At 69.5% G+C, this 14,322-nt stretch carries 9 protein-coding genes; 8 read left to right on the top strand and 1 reads right to left on the bottom strand.

Annotation, left to right across the window (positions count from 1 at the left end; all coding sequences use genetic code 11):
- Window positions 1-71: 71 nt before the first annotated feature.
- A complete protein-coding gene (locus ACZ6YV_RS15000; protein WP_465510123.1) occupies window positions 72-2,222 on the bottom strand; it encodes a hypothetical protein in 2,151 nt (716 codons plus the stop codon).
- Between the two features lie 657 nt (window positions 2,223-2,879).
- Here ACZ6YV_RS15000 and ACZ6YV_RS15005 point away from each other — a divergent pair.
- From ACZ6YV_RS15005 to ACZ6YV_RS15040, 8 genes are read left to right on the top strand one after another with little or no spacing between them, the layout of a single operon-like run.
- Entirely contained in the window at window positions 2,880-4,208 is a 1,329-nt protein-coding gene (locus ACZ6YV_RS15005) for a lysine N(6)-hydroxylase/L-ornithine N(5)-oxygenase family protein (protein ID WP_465510124.1), read from the top strand.
- On the top strand, window positions 4,205-5,299 hold the full coding sequence (locus tag ACZ6YV_RS15010) for an NAD(P)/FAD-dependent oxidoreductase (protein ID WP_465510125.1): 1,095 nt from the start codon (window positions 4,205-4,207) through the stop codon (window positions 5,297-5,299). Before ACZ6YV_RS15005 ends, ACZ6YV_RS15010 begins: the two co-directional genes overlap by 4 nt.
- Before the next feature lie 2 nt (window positions 5,300-5,301).
- The gene (locus ACZ6YV_RS15015; protein WP_465510126.1) at window positions 5,302-7,575 is read left to right on the top strand and encodes a class I tRNA ligase family protein; all 2,274 of its coding nucleotides are present in this window, start codon (window positions 5,302-5,304) and stop codon (window positions 7,573-7,575) included.
- Window positions 7,572-10,865: a non-ribosomal peptide synthetase gene (locus tag ACZ6YV_RS15020; protein ID WP_465510127.1), complete on the top strand. Its 3,294-nt coding sequence runs from the start codon at window positions 7,572-7,574 to the stop codon at window positions 10,863-10,865. The genes ACZ6YV_RS15015 and ACZ6YV_RS15020 overlap by 4 nt, the downstream gene beginning before the upstream one ends.
- Window positions 10,865-12,412 (top strand): AMP-binding protein, encoded by a 1,548-nt coding sequence (locus ACZ6YV_RS15025; RefSeq protein ID WP_465510128.1) that lies wholly within the window; start codon window positions 10,865-10,867, stop codon window positions 12,410-12,412. The genes ACZ6YV_RS15020 and ACZ6YV_RS15025 overlap by 1 nt, the downstream gene beginning before the upstream one ends.
- Window positions 12,402-12,668 (top strand): acyl carrier protein, encoded by a 267-nt coding sequence (locus ACZ6YV_RS15030; protein ID WP_378237232.1) that lies wholly within the window; start codon window positions 12,402-12,404, stop codon window positions 12,666-12,668. The genes ACZ6YV_RS15025 and ACZ6YV_RS15030 overlap by 11 nt, the downstream gene beginning before the upstream one ends.
- Window positions 12,665-13,282: a GNAT family N-acetyltransferase gene (locus ACZ6YV_RS15035; protein ID WP_465510129.1), complete on the top strand. Its 618-nt coding sequence runs from the start codon at window positions 12,665-12,667 to the stop codon at window positions 13,280-13,282. The genes ACZ6YV_RS15030 and ACZ6YV_RS15035 overlap by 4 nt, the downstream gene beginning before the upstream one ends.
- Window positions 13,279-14,304 (top strand): C45 family autoproteolytic acyltransferase/hydolase, encoded by a 1,026-nt coding sequence (locus ACZ6YV_RS15040; RefSeq protein ID WP_465510130.1) that lies wholly within the window; start codon window positions 13,279-13,281, stop codon window positions 14,302-14,304. The genes ACZ6YV_RS15035 and ACZ6YV_RS15040 overlap by 4 nt, the downstream gene beginning before the upstream one ends.
- Window positions 14,305-14,322: the final 18 nt, after the last annotated feature.

A 14,322-nucleotide genomic window follows, 5' to 3' on the forward strand; every position in this document is an offset into this window, starting at 1 on the left:
CTTCCGGGGCCGTCGTTTCTCGTCGCGTTCCGACATCCTGGCTCCGGCCGCGCTCGCGGCCCGGTTTTCGATCATAACGGCGAGACGGGGAGTCGGCAGCCCAGCGCGGCCAGCCGCGAGGCGGCTTCGTCCCGCCGATCCGGGAGCAGGTCGAGGGTGCAGGCCAGTTCGAAACGGGCACCGATCGCCTGCCAGCCGATGATGGCCTCTTCCAGCGCCGCGCGGTCGTCGTGCATTCTGCCGCGGGCGCGGGCGAGGCACGCCGCCGCCCAGAGGTTCTCCGCCGCGGCGGGTTCCGCGGCTGCCAGCAATTCCCCGGCCCGGGGATCGCCCGCGACGACCGCGCTTTCCGCGGCCACGGCCCAGGCATAGGCGTCGTAGAACTGATGGGTGCTGTCGTACCAGCCACTTTTCGGTGTCAGCGATGTGGACATCGCGACTTCTGCGTCGCCCTGGTGCAAAGCGACCCGGGGGAGGACGAAGGCCTCGAAACTTTCCCTGAGTCCGCTATGCACACCGGGTTCCGACAACATCAGCGCCCGCGCGGCCCAAGCGTCGTACTCGGGGACGTTTCCGCGAAGGGCGTGCGCCATACCCGCCGCCAGGGCGGCGGGGGCCATCCAGCGCGCGGGTGGCCTGTCGAGGCGCTGCCAGGAGTCCCAGGAGATCTCCGCGTATTCCAGAGCTTTGTCGAGGTGACCGGTGAGGAGCAGCGGGACGACGAACTTGCCCGCCCGCATGTAGAGACCTCGAAAGGGGTCCTTCCAGGACGCCTCGGCCGCGAGTACCGCCTCCGGAAGTCTCCCGGCCGCGAGCGCGACCAGCGGTACCACGTGCAGCGTGTCGACGATCTCGACACCGATGTTCGGCTCGTGCCTGGGAAGCTTTTCCAGAAGTGACAGCCGTTCCCCGCATGAACGGTGTGCGCGCGCGAAGCGGCCGGCGGCGCCGTCGGCACTGGCCACCGCGTCCAGCGCGGCCGAGATCAGCACCGGCTGATCGGTGACGCGTGCGGCGTCCAGCGCGATCGAGGTCAGGTCCAGGTCGGGTGTGGTCTTTTCGCCGGTGGCGTTCCAGGCACGCGCGGCCGCGAGATAGGCCTCGGCGACAGGGTCATGCTCCGGCGCGAATCGTTCGGCCTCGATCATCAGCTCGACGAGTCGTTCATGCGGGACCAGTTCGGTGAACGTGGCGGGAAACCGGTTCCCGACGCAGACCGCGTACGCGAGAGCGATCGCCGCCCCCGCCTGGTCCCCGCCCCGCCCCGCGCGTTCCGCGGCCTGCTGGAGCAGCGCGAACGCCGGCTCGCCCCGGTGCTCGGCCATGGCGACGTCGGCGGCCGAGCGCAGGTCACGGGACGCGGCGCGGTCGTCGGGTGCCAGCGTCGCCGCCAGTTCGAAGGTGATGCGCGCTTCGGCGAGCAGTTGCCGCGCGTAGAGAAGTCCGGCCAGCGTGCGGGCGATGCCGTGCTGACGGACGTCCGGGTCCGGTCCGGTCCGGTCGCGCACCGTGGCCCGGAGATCGTCGGCGACGAAGTCGAAGCGATCACGCCAGGCGCCGCCGGTTTCGACGAGGGTGCGGAGCTCGGCGGCTTCCCGGGAAGCCCAGCGGACGCGACGTTCCATGGCCTCGCTTTCCGGCCGGGGGAGGAGTTCGACGACATCCGGTGGGAGACGCCAGCCGTCCTCGTCCCGCTGGATCAGGCCTTCCCTCGCGAGCCTGGTCAGCATGGTCTCGGCGTCTTCCAGGCTGATCCCGGCCAGCGCCGCGGCCATCCGGGTGTCGAAGGTACGGCGGTGGAGGGAGAACCTCGCCACCCGCGCGACTTTCTCCGCGTCGAAAGGAGCGGGTGCCGAGGGCAGGGCGACGACCTGCTCGCCGGGCACGCCGAGCGGTGCCGGCGCCTCGGCGAGCACGGTCAAGGCAGGGCAATGACGGAGCAGGTCGGCGATCGTCCCGGCGATGTCCGTGTTCCCGTGCCTGCCCCCTCGGACGACGAGCAAGGGGTTGCCCTGCCGCAGCCGCGCGCGCAGCGCGTCGGACAGGGGGTCGGCGGGTCGTTCCACGACGTTCAGCGCCGCGGCGGCAGCCTGCGGAAACGTGTCCGGGAGATGGCCTGCCGTGACCACCGTGATGTCGGAGATGACGCTTTCCGCGGCTCGGATCGCTTGTCCGAGCGCGTCCGCCCGGTCGGACGGTGATAGTCCCGTGATTGTCGTCATCCGGTTTTCTGTCAGGCTATCGATGATCTCCTCCGCTTTCCTCACCGGTCCAGCTTGTCAGGTTGTGAGGAACTGACAACCCGGGAAAGTATCTTCACACGTTCGGCGCAAGACGAATGCCGGGTGTGGCGTTTTGCTTTTTCGTCCATAAAGGACGGACTGTGGTCGGAATGGGCGCGGCAATCGTCGGCCATGTGGCGGCGTGGCGGGCGGCGGACGGTGCAGCGAGCGGGCGTTTCCGCAGGGTTTCCGTTGTGCAATAACGGAAAATCACCGCTTGGCGTGCGGTGTCGGTGAATCGCGTGCTAGCGTCATTGGGGACACCGGAGAAGACGTCGATAGGGATGTGCGCGCCTGGCGCTGATGGTGTTCGGTCCTGGTTCTCGATGGATTAATCGCGGTGGTGGGGCCTGGGGAACGTCGCTCAAATGAGCGCATTCAGCTGGATTTCGGGGACAGGTCGAATTCGGCGTGTCCTCGAGTTGAAGTCCTGATTAATCGCACTGGCGGGCATCGATCGTCCGTCGGGTGATTCGTCCTGGGGCGAGCATGGCCGTGACAAGTGGCGGAGGTACGGGAAGGGATCCCGATGTGCGAGAAGAACGAGCCGGCCGCAAGGCGGCAGCCGGCTACGGCCTACGAGGGGAGAGGCGAGTGGTGACAGCTCCGTTGCCGCGTCAGCGAGGGCACGAGACAGCCCACTACAGGTGCCTCGGAGTCGGCGTAGGGCCCGCCAATCTCAGCTTGGCGTCCCTGCTGCACGACCGGAACGAGGTCGCGAACCTCTTCCTTGACAGGGAGGAACGGTTCGGCTGGCACGACGGACAGCAGATTCCGGGGGCGACACTGCAGGTGTCGTTGTTGAAAGACCTGGTCACGATGTCCGAGCCGACCAACCGGTTCTCGTTCCTGTCCTATCTGCACGATCAGGGCAGGATCTACCACTTCATCAACGCCCAGTTCGACGCTGTGCCACGACAGGAGTTCCGCAACTACCTCGAATGGGCGAGTCAGGGCAACACGAATGTCCGCTTCGGTGAAGAAGTCCGTGAGGTCGATTTCGACGGGACGTCTTTCGTCGTGCGCACCAGTAGGCGGACGGCCACGGCGGACAACGTCGTGGTGGGGATCGGCACCCGGCCGTGGGTGCCTGAACCGGCTCGCGGAAAACTGGGCGGATCGCAGTTCCACGTGAGCGATTTCGTCTCGCGTGATCGGGACTTCGCGGGCAAACGGGTCGCGGTGGTCGGTGGCGGGCAGTCCGGCGCCGAAGTCTTCCTCGACCTGATTTCCCGCCCGATCGAACGACTTCCCCGCCGCGTCATCTGGATTTCGCGGCGGCACAACTATTTCCCGATCGACGACACGCCTTTCACGAACGAGTACTTCGTCCCCAGCTATTCCGACTACTTCTTCGACCTCGACAGGCCTGCACGGGTGGCGCTCAACGCGCAGAACGTGCTGACCAGCGACGGGATTTCCGAATCCACCCTGCGGGAGATCTACCAGCGTTGCTACGCGCGCCGATTCGTCGACGGCGCCGACGACCTCTTCGCCCTCTTGCCCAACCGGACCGTCACCGGCGTGACAGCCGATCACGACGCGTGGGACCTGACGGTCGAGGGAAACGACGACCCCGGCCTGATCGAGCACGTCGAGTCCGACTTCGTCGTCTGGGCCACCGGCTATCGCCCGGCGACGGCGGACTTCCTGTCGCCGTTGGAGGACAAGCTCGCCCGCGAAGGCGAGGAATACAACGTGGACAAGGACTTCGCGATCCGCTGGGACGGCCCCCGTGACCGCTCCGTGTTCCTGCAGAACGGGGCCCGCGACCAACGCGGCCTGGCCGACCCGAACCTGAGCCTGGTCGCCTGGCGCAGTCAGCGGATCAGGGACCGGCTGCTCGGGGTGCACTCCAACGAACAGCTGGAACCGTTCATCGACTGGGCGGGCAAACACACCACCGACCTGCTGGACCAGGCGTGAGCGCGGTGACAGCGCCGGGGATCTCCGGCGTCTCGCCGCGGAGTGCCCCGGCCAGGACGGACATCGCCGTGCTCGGCGGGGGCATCATCGGCTGCCTCACCGCTCGCGAGATCGCGCGCCGGGCACCGGACGCCTCGGTCGTGCTGATCGACCGCGATCTGGTCGGCGGCGGCGCCTCGCTGCGGTCGGCGGGGTTGCACACCCCACGTGGCGCCACCCCGGCGGTGCGCGAGATGGCTCGCTTCAGCCAGCGGTATTACACCGAGTTGCGCCGGAGCCACCCCGGACTGCCCATCCACCCCGTGGCCATGCGCGTGGTGGGCACCGCCGCCGACGAGCCCCGTCTGCGCTCGGACTACCTGCCCGAAGCCGGCCTCACCGCCGCCGATGACCTGCCGGACGGGGTACGCCCTCCGGCGGGGTCGGCCGCCTGGTCCGTCCAGGGCGCCCAGTACGCCGACGTGGCCGCCGTGACCCGTGCCGTGACCGCCTCCCTGCGCACCGAGATCGAGGTCCGCGAGGCAGTCCGGGTCGAGGAGGTGTCCGAGGACGTGGACGGGGTAGGGCTGCGGCTGGGCACCGGTGAGGAACTGACCGCGGGCCGGGTCGTGCTCGCGCCCGGCCCGTGGCTGGGAGCTCCCGCGTGGCGATCCCTGGTCGCTCCCTTGGCGGCCAGGGTGAAGAAGATCGTCGCGCTGCACGTCGGCGGGCGGCCTGGCCCGGCCGACGCGGCGGTGATCTTCGAACGAGAGGACGCCTTCCTGTTGCCGTTGCCCGGCCGCGGGCACTGGCTGTTCAGCTACACCTGTCCGGAATGGGACGTCGACCCGGACACGCCGTCGGCCGGGCTGACCGGGCGGCACCTGGACGACGCGCGGGAGATCCTGCGGCGTCACATCCCGGGGATGGCGGTGGACCGCCTCTCCGGCCGGGTCTTCTGCGACGCCTACAGCGGCACCGGGGAACCCTTGGTACGCGCACTCGGCAACGGGCGGATCGTGTTCGCCGGCGCCGCGAACGGCTCCGGCTACCGGCTCGCGCCCGCCATCGCCGCACGTGCCGCCGACCTGCTCGAATCGGGAGGAAGTTGATCGTGGAGATCAGTACGTTCACCGGCGAAGGGCTGAGCCGCGCGTTCGGCATCGACGTCGCCGCACTGGATCCGGGCGCCGCCGGTGACCTGGGCGTTGGCGCGTCCTGGGGCCGGGTGGCCCCGGGCGTGCGGTCGCTGACCCATCAACACGACGAGACCGAGGTATGGGTGCTGGTCGCCGGCGGAGGTGACCTCGTCGTCGATGGTGCCGAACACCGGATCGAGGCCGGAGCCGTCGTGCGCTTCGACCCGTTCGAAACCCACTACGTCACCAACACCGGCGAAACCGATCTCGTGCTGGCGTCGTTCTTCTGGCGTGACACCGCCCGTGCGAGCGCCGCCGCCGGGCGTTCGGTGCGCCGCCGCTTCGGGGAGCGCCCGGTCTTCGTGTTCTCGTCCGCGCCCACCCCCAACGGCGACCTGCATCTGGGACATCTGGCCGGGCCGTTCTTCGCCGCCGACGCCTACACCCGGTTCCAGCGGATGAACGGGGTGCGGGCCTGGCACCTCTGCGGCAGCGACGACTACCAGAACTACGTCGAGGCGGCCGGGGCCAAGGAAGGCCGCTCCGCTCTGGACACCGCGGCGCACTACAGCGGGCGGATCCGCGAAACCCTCGCGGCCATGGACATCGAGGTCCACCAGTTCACCGCGACCAGCGCCGAGGATACCTACCCGGACGGCCTGCGCGGCTTCTTCGGCAAGCTGATCACGTCCGATCCCGTCCGGCTGGCCGAGGCCGACGCGCTGTTCGACCCGGAATCCGGCAGGTACCTCTTCGAATCCGGAGTCAGCGGCAGCTGCCCGTCTTGCGGGGAGACCACCGGCGGCAACATCTGCGAGGGCTGCAAGGAACCCAACTCGGTCGCCGACCTGGGAGACCCGGTCTCGGCGGAGTCCGGTACCGCACCCCGGCGCGGCACCGTGCGCCGTTATCAGCTGTCCCTGCACGAACTCGCCGATTACGTCCGCGACCACCACCGCACGGGCCGAGTGCCGTCGTCGGTGAAGGAACTGGCCGCACGGGTCCTGTCGCGCGGCCCGGTCGAAGTCCCGCTGACCCATCCCGCAGACTGGGGCCTGACCCCCGCCGAGTCCGAAGTGGATGGACAGGTGATCTGGTCGTGGATCGACTACGCCTACAGCATCTTGCACGGTGTCGGCGCGCTCGGAGCACGCACCGGCGAGGAATGGCGTGCCGACGAGCCGGACGCCGACTGGAAGATCGTGCACTTCCTCGGCGCCGATGGGAGCTTCTTCCACCCGATCGTCGTGCCGGCGCTCTATCGGGCGGCGCATCCGGACTGGGCGCCCGACATCGACTACCACATCAACGAGTTCTACCTCCTTCAGGAAAGCAAGTTCTCCACCAGCCGCCGCCACGCGGTCTGGGGTCGTGACGTGCTCGGTCCGGAGACCGCGGACGCGTACCGGCTCTACCTGGCGCTCACCCGCCCGGAGGGCAGGCGCACCAACTTCGACCCCGACACGTTCGACACGTTCGTCCGTGACACGCTCGAAGCCCGATGGCAGGGCTGGCTCGCGGACCTGGGAGAGCGACTCGCCCGCGTTCACGGCGGCGAGGTTCCCGACGCCGGTGTCTGGACCCCGGAGCACACCGCGTTCCTGGCCCGGCTCACCGAGCGGCTGGCCGCGCTGACCCGGTCACTGGGCGCCGACGGGTTCTCCCTGAACTCCGCCGCCGCCGAACTGCTGGGCCTGGTCGAGGACACCCGCGCGTTCGCGGCCACGGAGTCGGCCGCCGCGCACGTCGAGGACTGGGCCGACGAGGCGCGCACCGCCCTCGCGCTGGAGCTGGCCGCCGCCCGGTTACTGGCCACGTGCGGCACGCCGGTCATGCCGCGGTTCGCGAGCACCCTGGCGGACGCACTGGGGCTGCCCGCGGAACGCACCTGGCCGCACACCGTGGAACTGGTGCCGGCGGGAACCGCCGTCACCCTCGCCGGTCGTGTCTTCTTCGGCGCGAAACGGGAAAGCGCAGCCGAATCCCCGCTGCTTCCCTGGCTGTCCGGCGTGGTCCGCGAGGTGCTCAGGCTGCCCGCCGACGAGCCGGTGGCGCATCTTTCCCTGACCGAGCTGGGCATGCAGTCCATGCAGGCCGTCGCGCTGCAGTACCAGTTGACCGACCGGCTGGACGCCGACGTCCCACTGGAGACGCTGCTCAACGGCGGCGACGTCGCCGGGCTCGCCGACACACTGGTGAAAGACCTGCCCGAAGACGTGGTGCGCAAGCACGCGGAGGTGGGCCGATGACGACGACCGAACAGGAAACCCCAGCCCAGGTGGTGCGGGAACTGCGCTCGCGGGGGCTCACCGTGAGCCTCTCGGGGACCGACCTGAAACTGCAGGGCCCGCGTGAGCGGATGGACGCCGATCTGATCGCGAAGATCAAGGCGCACAAGGCCGGACTCGTCGGGTACCTGGACACCCCGCCCGGCACGCCCCTGACGGCGTTGCAACGCGGCTACCTGATCGGCCGCGACCAGCAGGTGGAAATCGGCTCCGCCAGTCACGTCTACCACGAGATCTCCGGCTGCTGGGACATCGACGGGCTGGAACGCGCGTTGAACACGGTGGTGGCGCGACACGGCATCCTGCGCACCCGGTTCACCGAAGACGGGACCCAGATCGAGCAGCGTTCCGTGCCCGTCCGGATCCTCCGGTACGACCTGCGCGGCAAACCCGCCGAGGAGCAGGACGAGCACCGGGAAGCGGTGCGTGCCGAGCGGGCTCACCGCAGCCTGCCCGCCGACGAGGCGCCGTTGCTGGCCGTCGCGGTCACCTGGCTCTCCGACGAGGAGATGCTGCTGCATGTCGACCACGACGGCCTGATCCTCGACGCGATCAGCATCTTCCTGTTCTTCCGGCAGTGGCACGCCGAGTACCTGGGCGAGCCCGCGGAGGAGGGGGAGGAAGCGGCGTTCGCCGACTTCGTCTCCGCCCAGGAACGAGCCCGCCACCGCGCACCGGCGAAGCGGTCCCGTGAGTACTGGCTGGCGCGCCTGGACGACCTCGCACCGCATCCGGATCTGCCGCTGCGCACCAGTCCGTCTTCGATCACCGAACCCCGGTTCACCACGCGATTCGCCCGCCTTGATCGTCCACAATGGACTTCGCTGAAGGGGCTGGCCGCCGGATACGGGCTGACACCGTCCGGCTTGCTGCTGGCCGTCTACAGTGAAGTGCTGGCCTGCTGGGGCGCGGGGGAACGGTTCACGCTGAACACCACCGTGGCCAACCGGCCACCGATCCACCCGCGGATCCACACCGCGCTGGGGAACTTCGGCGAGACCATGCTGGTGCGGGTGGAACCGGACGCCGGCGCGGCGTTCGCCGACCGGGCCCGCGCGATTCAGGCGTCGCTGCGCGAATCGCTGGACAACCGGCACTTCTCCGGCATCGACGTCCTGCGCGAACTGGCCAGGACGGGCGGCACGGACGCCCGGATGCCTTACACCTTCAACAGCGCCATCGGCTACGACGGCGCCGATGGTTCGGCGATGGACCTGTTCGGCCCGGAGGTGTACACCGAGAGCCAGACCCCGCAGGTGTGGCTGGACGTGTCACCCTACGAGCAGCACGGCGGGCTCGTGGTGCAGTTCGACAGTGTCGACGAACTGTTCCCCGAAGGACTGGTCGACGCCGTCGTCGACGGGTGCCGGCGGCTGCTCGGTGAACTGCTCGGACCTGACGCCTGGTCACGGCGGATCTTCGACCTGCGCCCGGACGACCAGCGCGCCCGCCGCACGGAAGTCAACGAGACCGCGACCGAGATCCCCGACCCTGTTCTGCCGCAACGCTTTCTGGCACAGGCCGAGTCCACTCCGGACGCCCCCGCGGTGATCACCGGAACGGCCGAGATCAGCTATCGCGAGCTGCTCGCCCATGTCCAGCGGGCGGCGCGCTGGCTGCGGGACCGGGGGGTACGTCGGGACGAGCCGGTCGGGCTGGTGATGACCCGCGGTCCCGAGCATGTCGCCGGGATCCTCGCCGTCGTGCTCGCCGGCGGGGCGTACCTGCCTGTCGACGCCGGGCTGCCCGGGGAACGATGTGCGCTCATGCTCGCCGACGGTGGTACCAGGTTCGTCCTCACCAACGCCGGCCACACCGATGACGAGCGCGCCGTGCTGGACCTGGACCTCACCCGTCCCGCCGAATCCGCGCGACCCGTGGAGCCCCTGCCCGACGCCCATCCGGACGACCTGGCCTACGTGCTCTACACCTCCGGCACCACCGGCAGGCCCAAAGGCGTCATGGTCACCCACGGCGCGGTCGCCAACGTCGTGGCCGACTGCAACAGCCGGTTCGGCGTCGGACCCGGTGACCGGTTCTTCGGCATCAGCATGTTCTCGTTCGACTTGTCGGTCTACGACGTGTTCGGCGCGCTGTCGGCAGGGGCGGCCGTCGTGCTGCCGGACGCCGATCAGGCGGCCGATCCGGGGCACTGGTTGTCGTTGTGCGGCCGGACGGGCGTGACCGTGTGGAATTCGGTCCCCGCCATCGTCGGTCTGCTGCTCGAACAAGCCGAGGCCGACGGCGCCGAGGCGCTGAAGACGCTACGGCTGGTCATGATGAGCGGCGACCGGCTGCCCCCGGCACTCCCGGCCGCGCTGCGGGCGACGCTTCCCGGACTGGACGTGATCTCGCTCGGCGGGCCGACCGAGACGACCATCTGGAACATCTCGCATCCGGTCGGCATTCACGAGGACGGCTCGGAGTCGATTCCCTACGGCAGGCCCAACGCCAACAACCGGGCCTACGTGCTCGACGCGGCGGGCCGTGACCTGCCGGACTGGGTCACCGGCGAGATCTGCGCGGCGGGTACCGGCCTGGCGCGCGGCTACTGGAACGACGAGGAGCGGACCGCCGAGCGGTTCGCCGACGACCCCGTCCGCGGCGAACGGATCTACCGCACCGGTGACCTGGGCCGCTGGCTGCCCACCGGTGAGATCGAGATCCTCGGCCGTACGGACTTCCAGATCAAGGTCAACGGCTATCGCATCGAGGCGGGCGAGGTCGAGACCCGGCTGGTCGCACTGGACGAGGTCCGCCGGGCCGTGGTGGCCCGCGAGTCCGCCGGGCGGGGAGACCGCCTCGTCGCGCATCTCGTGCCCACCGGGGACGAACGGCCCACCGCCCACGACCTCGGCGCGCGGCTGCGCGAGGTGCTGCCGCAGTACATGGTGCCGTCCGGGGTCTCTTGGCATGACGCGTTTCCCTTGACCCGCAACGGAAAGGTCGACCGCGCGAAGCTGCAGGACCACAAGCCCGGCCAGGCGGCCGCCGTCGAGGCGCCACCGGACACCGAACTGGAGCACGAGGTCGCGCTCCTGTGGGCGGAAGTGCTCAAGGCCGGCGTGCCCGCCGCCACCACGACCCTGTTCGACCTCGGCGGTGACTCGCTGGTCGCGGCCAGGATCCTCGCCGGTGTCCGCAAACGGTTCGGCGTCGGCTTCACCTTGGACCGGTTGCCCGAACTGGACACCGTGCGCCGCATGGCCGCGATGATCGTCGCCGCCCCGAAGAGGAAGGGGGACCGCTGATGACCACCCTCGAAACCAGGATCCCGGACGGGCTGCTCAACGCCATCATCGCGGCCCCGCCCGAACCCGGTCACCGGTTGCGGGTCGCGAGACTCGACAAGACCGAGGAGTTCGAGCTGCGCGAGGTGTACGAGATGGCGGGCCGGGTCGCCCGCGCCCTCGCCGACCTCGGTGTCCGGCGCGGCGACCGCGTCGGCGTGCTCGCGCCCAACTGCCTGGAGTGGGTACTGCTGGACCTCGCCGCCCTGCGCGTCGGCGCGGTGACCGTGGGGTTCGACCCGGCGAAGTTCGACGCCGATCCGGCGCTGGCCGTCCGGTACGGCCTGGCGGTGCTCTTCGCCGACGGGGAAGGCGACCGGGTCCATCCGCTGACGGACGTCCGGGCCCTGGCCGCGGACCGGGACGCCGTCGCGCCCAAGCCGGTGCGCTACGAGCCGGAGGACGTCACGACCCTGAAGCTCACGTCGGGCAGCACCGGCGAACCCAAGGGCATGACCGCGTCGGTCGGCAGCATCGACGCCGGGATCGCCGCCGTGCAGGAGATCTTCCGGCACGGCACCGACGACGACCTGTTCGTCTTCCTGCCGCTGGCGGTCCTGCAACAGCGGTACTGGGTCTACTCGGCGTTCCGCCACGGACATGACGTCACTTTGAGTACCTATGAGGCCGCTTTCCCCACGCTGCGGCGGGTCGCGCCCACCGTGGTGATGGGGGTGCCGGGGTTCTTCGCCACCGCCAAGGCCTTCATCGAGCGCCAGGTCGCCAGGACGGGCCCGGAGACCCCGCCGTCGGAGGCGCTGGCCCACGGTGCTCGCCGGGTGTTCGGTGACCGCGTCCGCTACCTGTGGACCGGTTCCGCACCGGCGGCCGAAGACGTCCTGCGGTTCTTCACCGACGCGGGACTGCCCATCTACGAAGGCTACGGGCTCAACGAGACCTGCGTCGTGACCAAGAACCACCCCGGCGCGCATCGCCAGGGGAGCGTCGGAAAGGTGCTCCCGCACAAAGAAGTCCTGATCGGCGATGACGGCGTCGTGAGCGTCCGCAGCCGGTTCCCGGTGTGCGACCGCTACGAGTTCGCGCCGCCCGGCGCGTCCGAACGGGTGTTTCCCGAGCCTGACCTGGTTCGCACCGGCGATCTTGGGGAAGTGGACGACGACGGCTTCCTCTACATCAAGGGGCGGGCCGACGACGTGATCGTGCTCGAGAACGGTCGGAAGGTGGTGGTGCGCCCGGTCGAAGACCATATGCGCACCAGTCCCGCCATCGCCGAATGCGTGCTGTTCTGCCCTGCCCAGAGCTATCTGGTGGCGGTGGTGTCCCCGGCTTCGCGGCCCGCCGACGAAGCGGCCATCACCGAACAGCTCACCCGCACCAACGCGGCGTTCGGCGCCGACGAGCAGATCCGCAAGGTGGTCGTCGCCGACGAACCGTTCAGCTCCGCCAACGGGCTGCTCACCTCGCAGTTCAAGCCACTGCGGTCGCGTATCGCCGATCGCTATCACGACGAGATCCACGACGACCAAGGGAGCGTGCATGTCTGCTGACCTGTCCACCATCGACGACGCGGTGCGGGACAACCTGTCCCGCGTGCTGAGCAAACCGGTCGACCCCGCCGACTTCGACCCGGACCGTGATCTCGCCGACGGCTACGGGCTGACCTCGATGCAGAAGGTGATGTTCCTGATGTCCGCCTGTGACGACACCGGGGTCGCGCTGGAGACGTTCACCGAGCCGGACGTGGCCGCCATGAAGACTCTCCGCGACGTCACCGACGCGCTCGCCGGGGCGGTGGCCGGATGACCGGGCCGCGCTGGGCGGACGCCGCCCGCGTCGAACTGTCCGACGAGCACGTGCTGCTGCGGCCGATCGCCGAGACCGATCGCGAACCGCTGCGCACGCAGGCACTGGATCCGGCGATCTGGCGCTACTTCGTCCAGCTCATCGAGACCGACGAACAGTTCGACGCCTTCTTCGACGCCGCCGTCGCCGACCAGGCCAACAGCGACCGGGTCGTGTACGTGATCACCGACCGGACGTCCGGGCTGATCGCGGGCAGCATGAGCTTCTGCAGCATCAACCAGGACGCGGGGCGGCTCGAGATCGGCTGGTCCTGGCTGGGGACGAAGTTCCACGGCAAGGGTGTCAACCACTGGGCCAAATACCTCATGCTGCGCGAAGCCTTCGAACGGCTGGGCGCCGAGCGGGTCGAGTTCAAGACCGATGCGCTGAACAAACAGGCCCGCCAGGGGCTGCGCAACATCGGCGCTGTCGAGGAGGGCATCCTGCGCAGCTTCAACCCCATGCCGGGCAACCGGCGCCGCGACGCGGTCTACTACAGCGTCCTGCGCGGCGAATGGCCCGAGGTGGCGGCCACCCTGCTGGCGGGCAAGAAGGGCGAGGAGCGTGGCTCGTGACCATCCCCTTGGTCCGTGCCCACGGTGACCCCCGCACCCGTGGCCGCGCTCACGGCGAGGCACTGAGGAAGGAACTACGGGCCTTCCTCGGCGACCGGTTCGCCCGGCTCAACGCGCTCTCACCCGACCCTTTGGACCTCGACGCTTTACGCCCGGACCTCATCGAGTACGCCCATGCGATCGACGCTCAGCTCCCGGACCTGGGCGAGGAGATCCGCGGCCTGGCGGACGGCGCCGGCATCTCCCACCACGAAGCGGTGCTGCTGCAGATGCGCCGTGAGGTGCTCGGCTACCGGAAACTGCCGACGATGGGCGACTGCACGACGTACGCCCGGACAGGATCCGAACCGGTGCTCGCGCAGACGGTCGACCTCAACGGCGATCTCGACGACCACATCGCGGTGCTCGACGTCCGGGCGGGATCGCGGCGGTCGCTGGTGCTCAGTTTCGGCGGCCTGCTCGGCTATCTCGGGGTCAACAGCGCCGGGCTCGCTGTCGGGCTGAATCTGGTGCTGGCGGGGAAATGGCGGCACGGGCCGTCGCCCTACCTCGCGATCCGGCATCTGCTCGACACCTGCGACAGTGTCACGGAAGCCCTCGACGCCGTGCGTGACCTGCGGCTCGCCAGCTCACGGTCGCTGACCCTGTGCGACAAGGAAACAGCCGCGTGGGTGGAGATCGCCGACGACGATCTCCGGGTAAGCGCGGGAGCGGAAGTGGCGCACACCAACCATTTCCTGCATCCGGACCTCGTCCCGCGGGACGAGCTGACCGTCTTCGCGCGCAACTTCTCCGTCCGACGGCTCGACGCCTGCGTCGAGCGGCTGTCAGCACTGCCGGCGCGAGCGTCCACAGAGGACCATTTCGCGTTGCTGTCCCGCGATCCTGTGCGCGTCGCGGGCGACGGCGACATCCGTCGCGACCGGACCGTCGCCGCGGTGGTGCTCCGCCCGGATCGCGGGGAACTGCACGTGCGCCCCGGCGACCCGGCTGCCTCGTCCACCGAATCCTTCGCGCTGTGACCCGAGAGGAGACACCCG

The organism is Amycolatopsis sp. NPDC102522, from assembly GCF_055584485.1.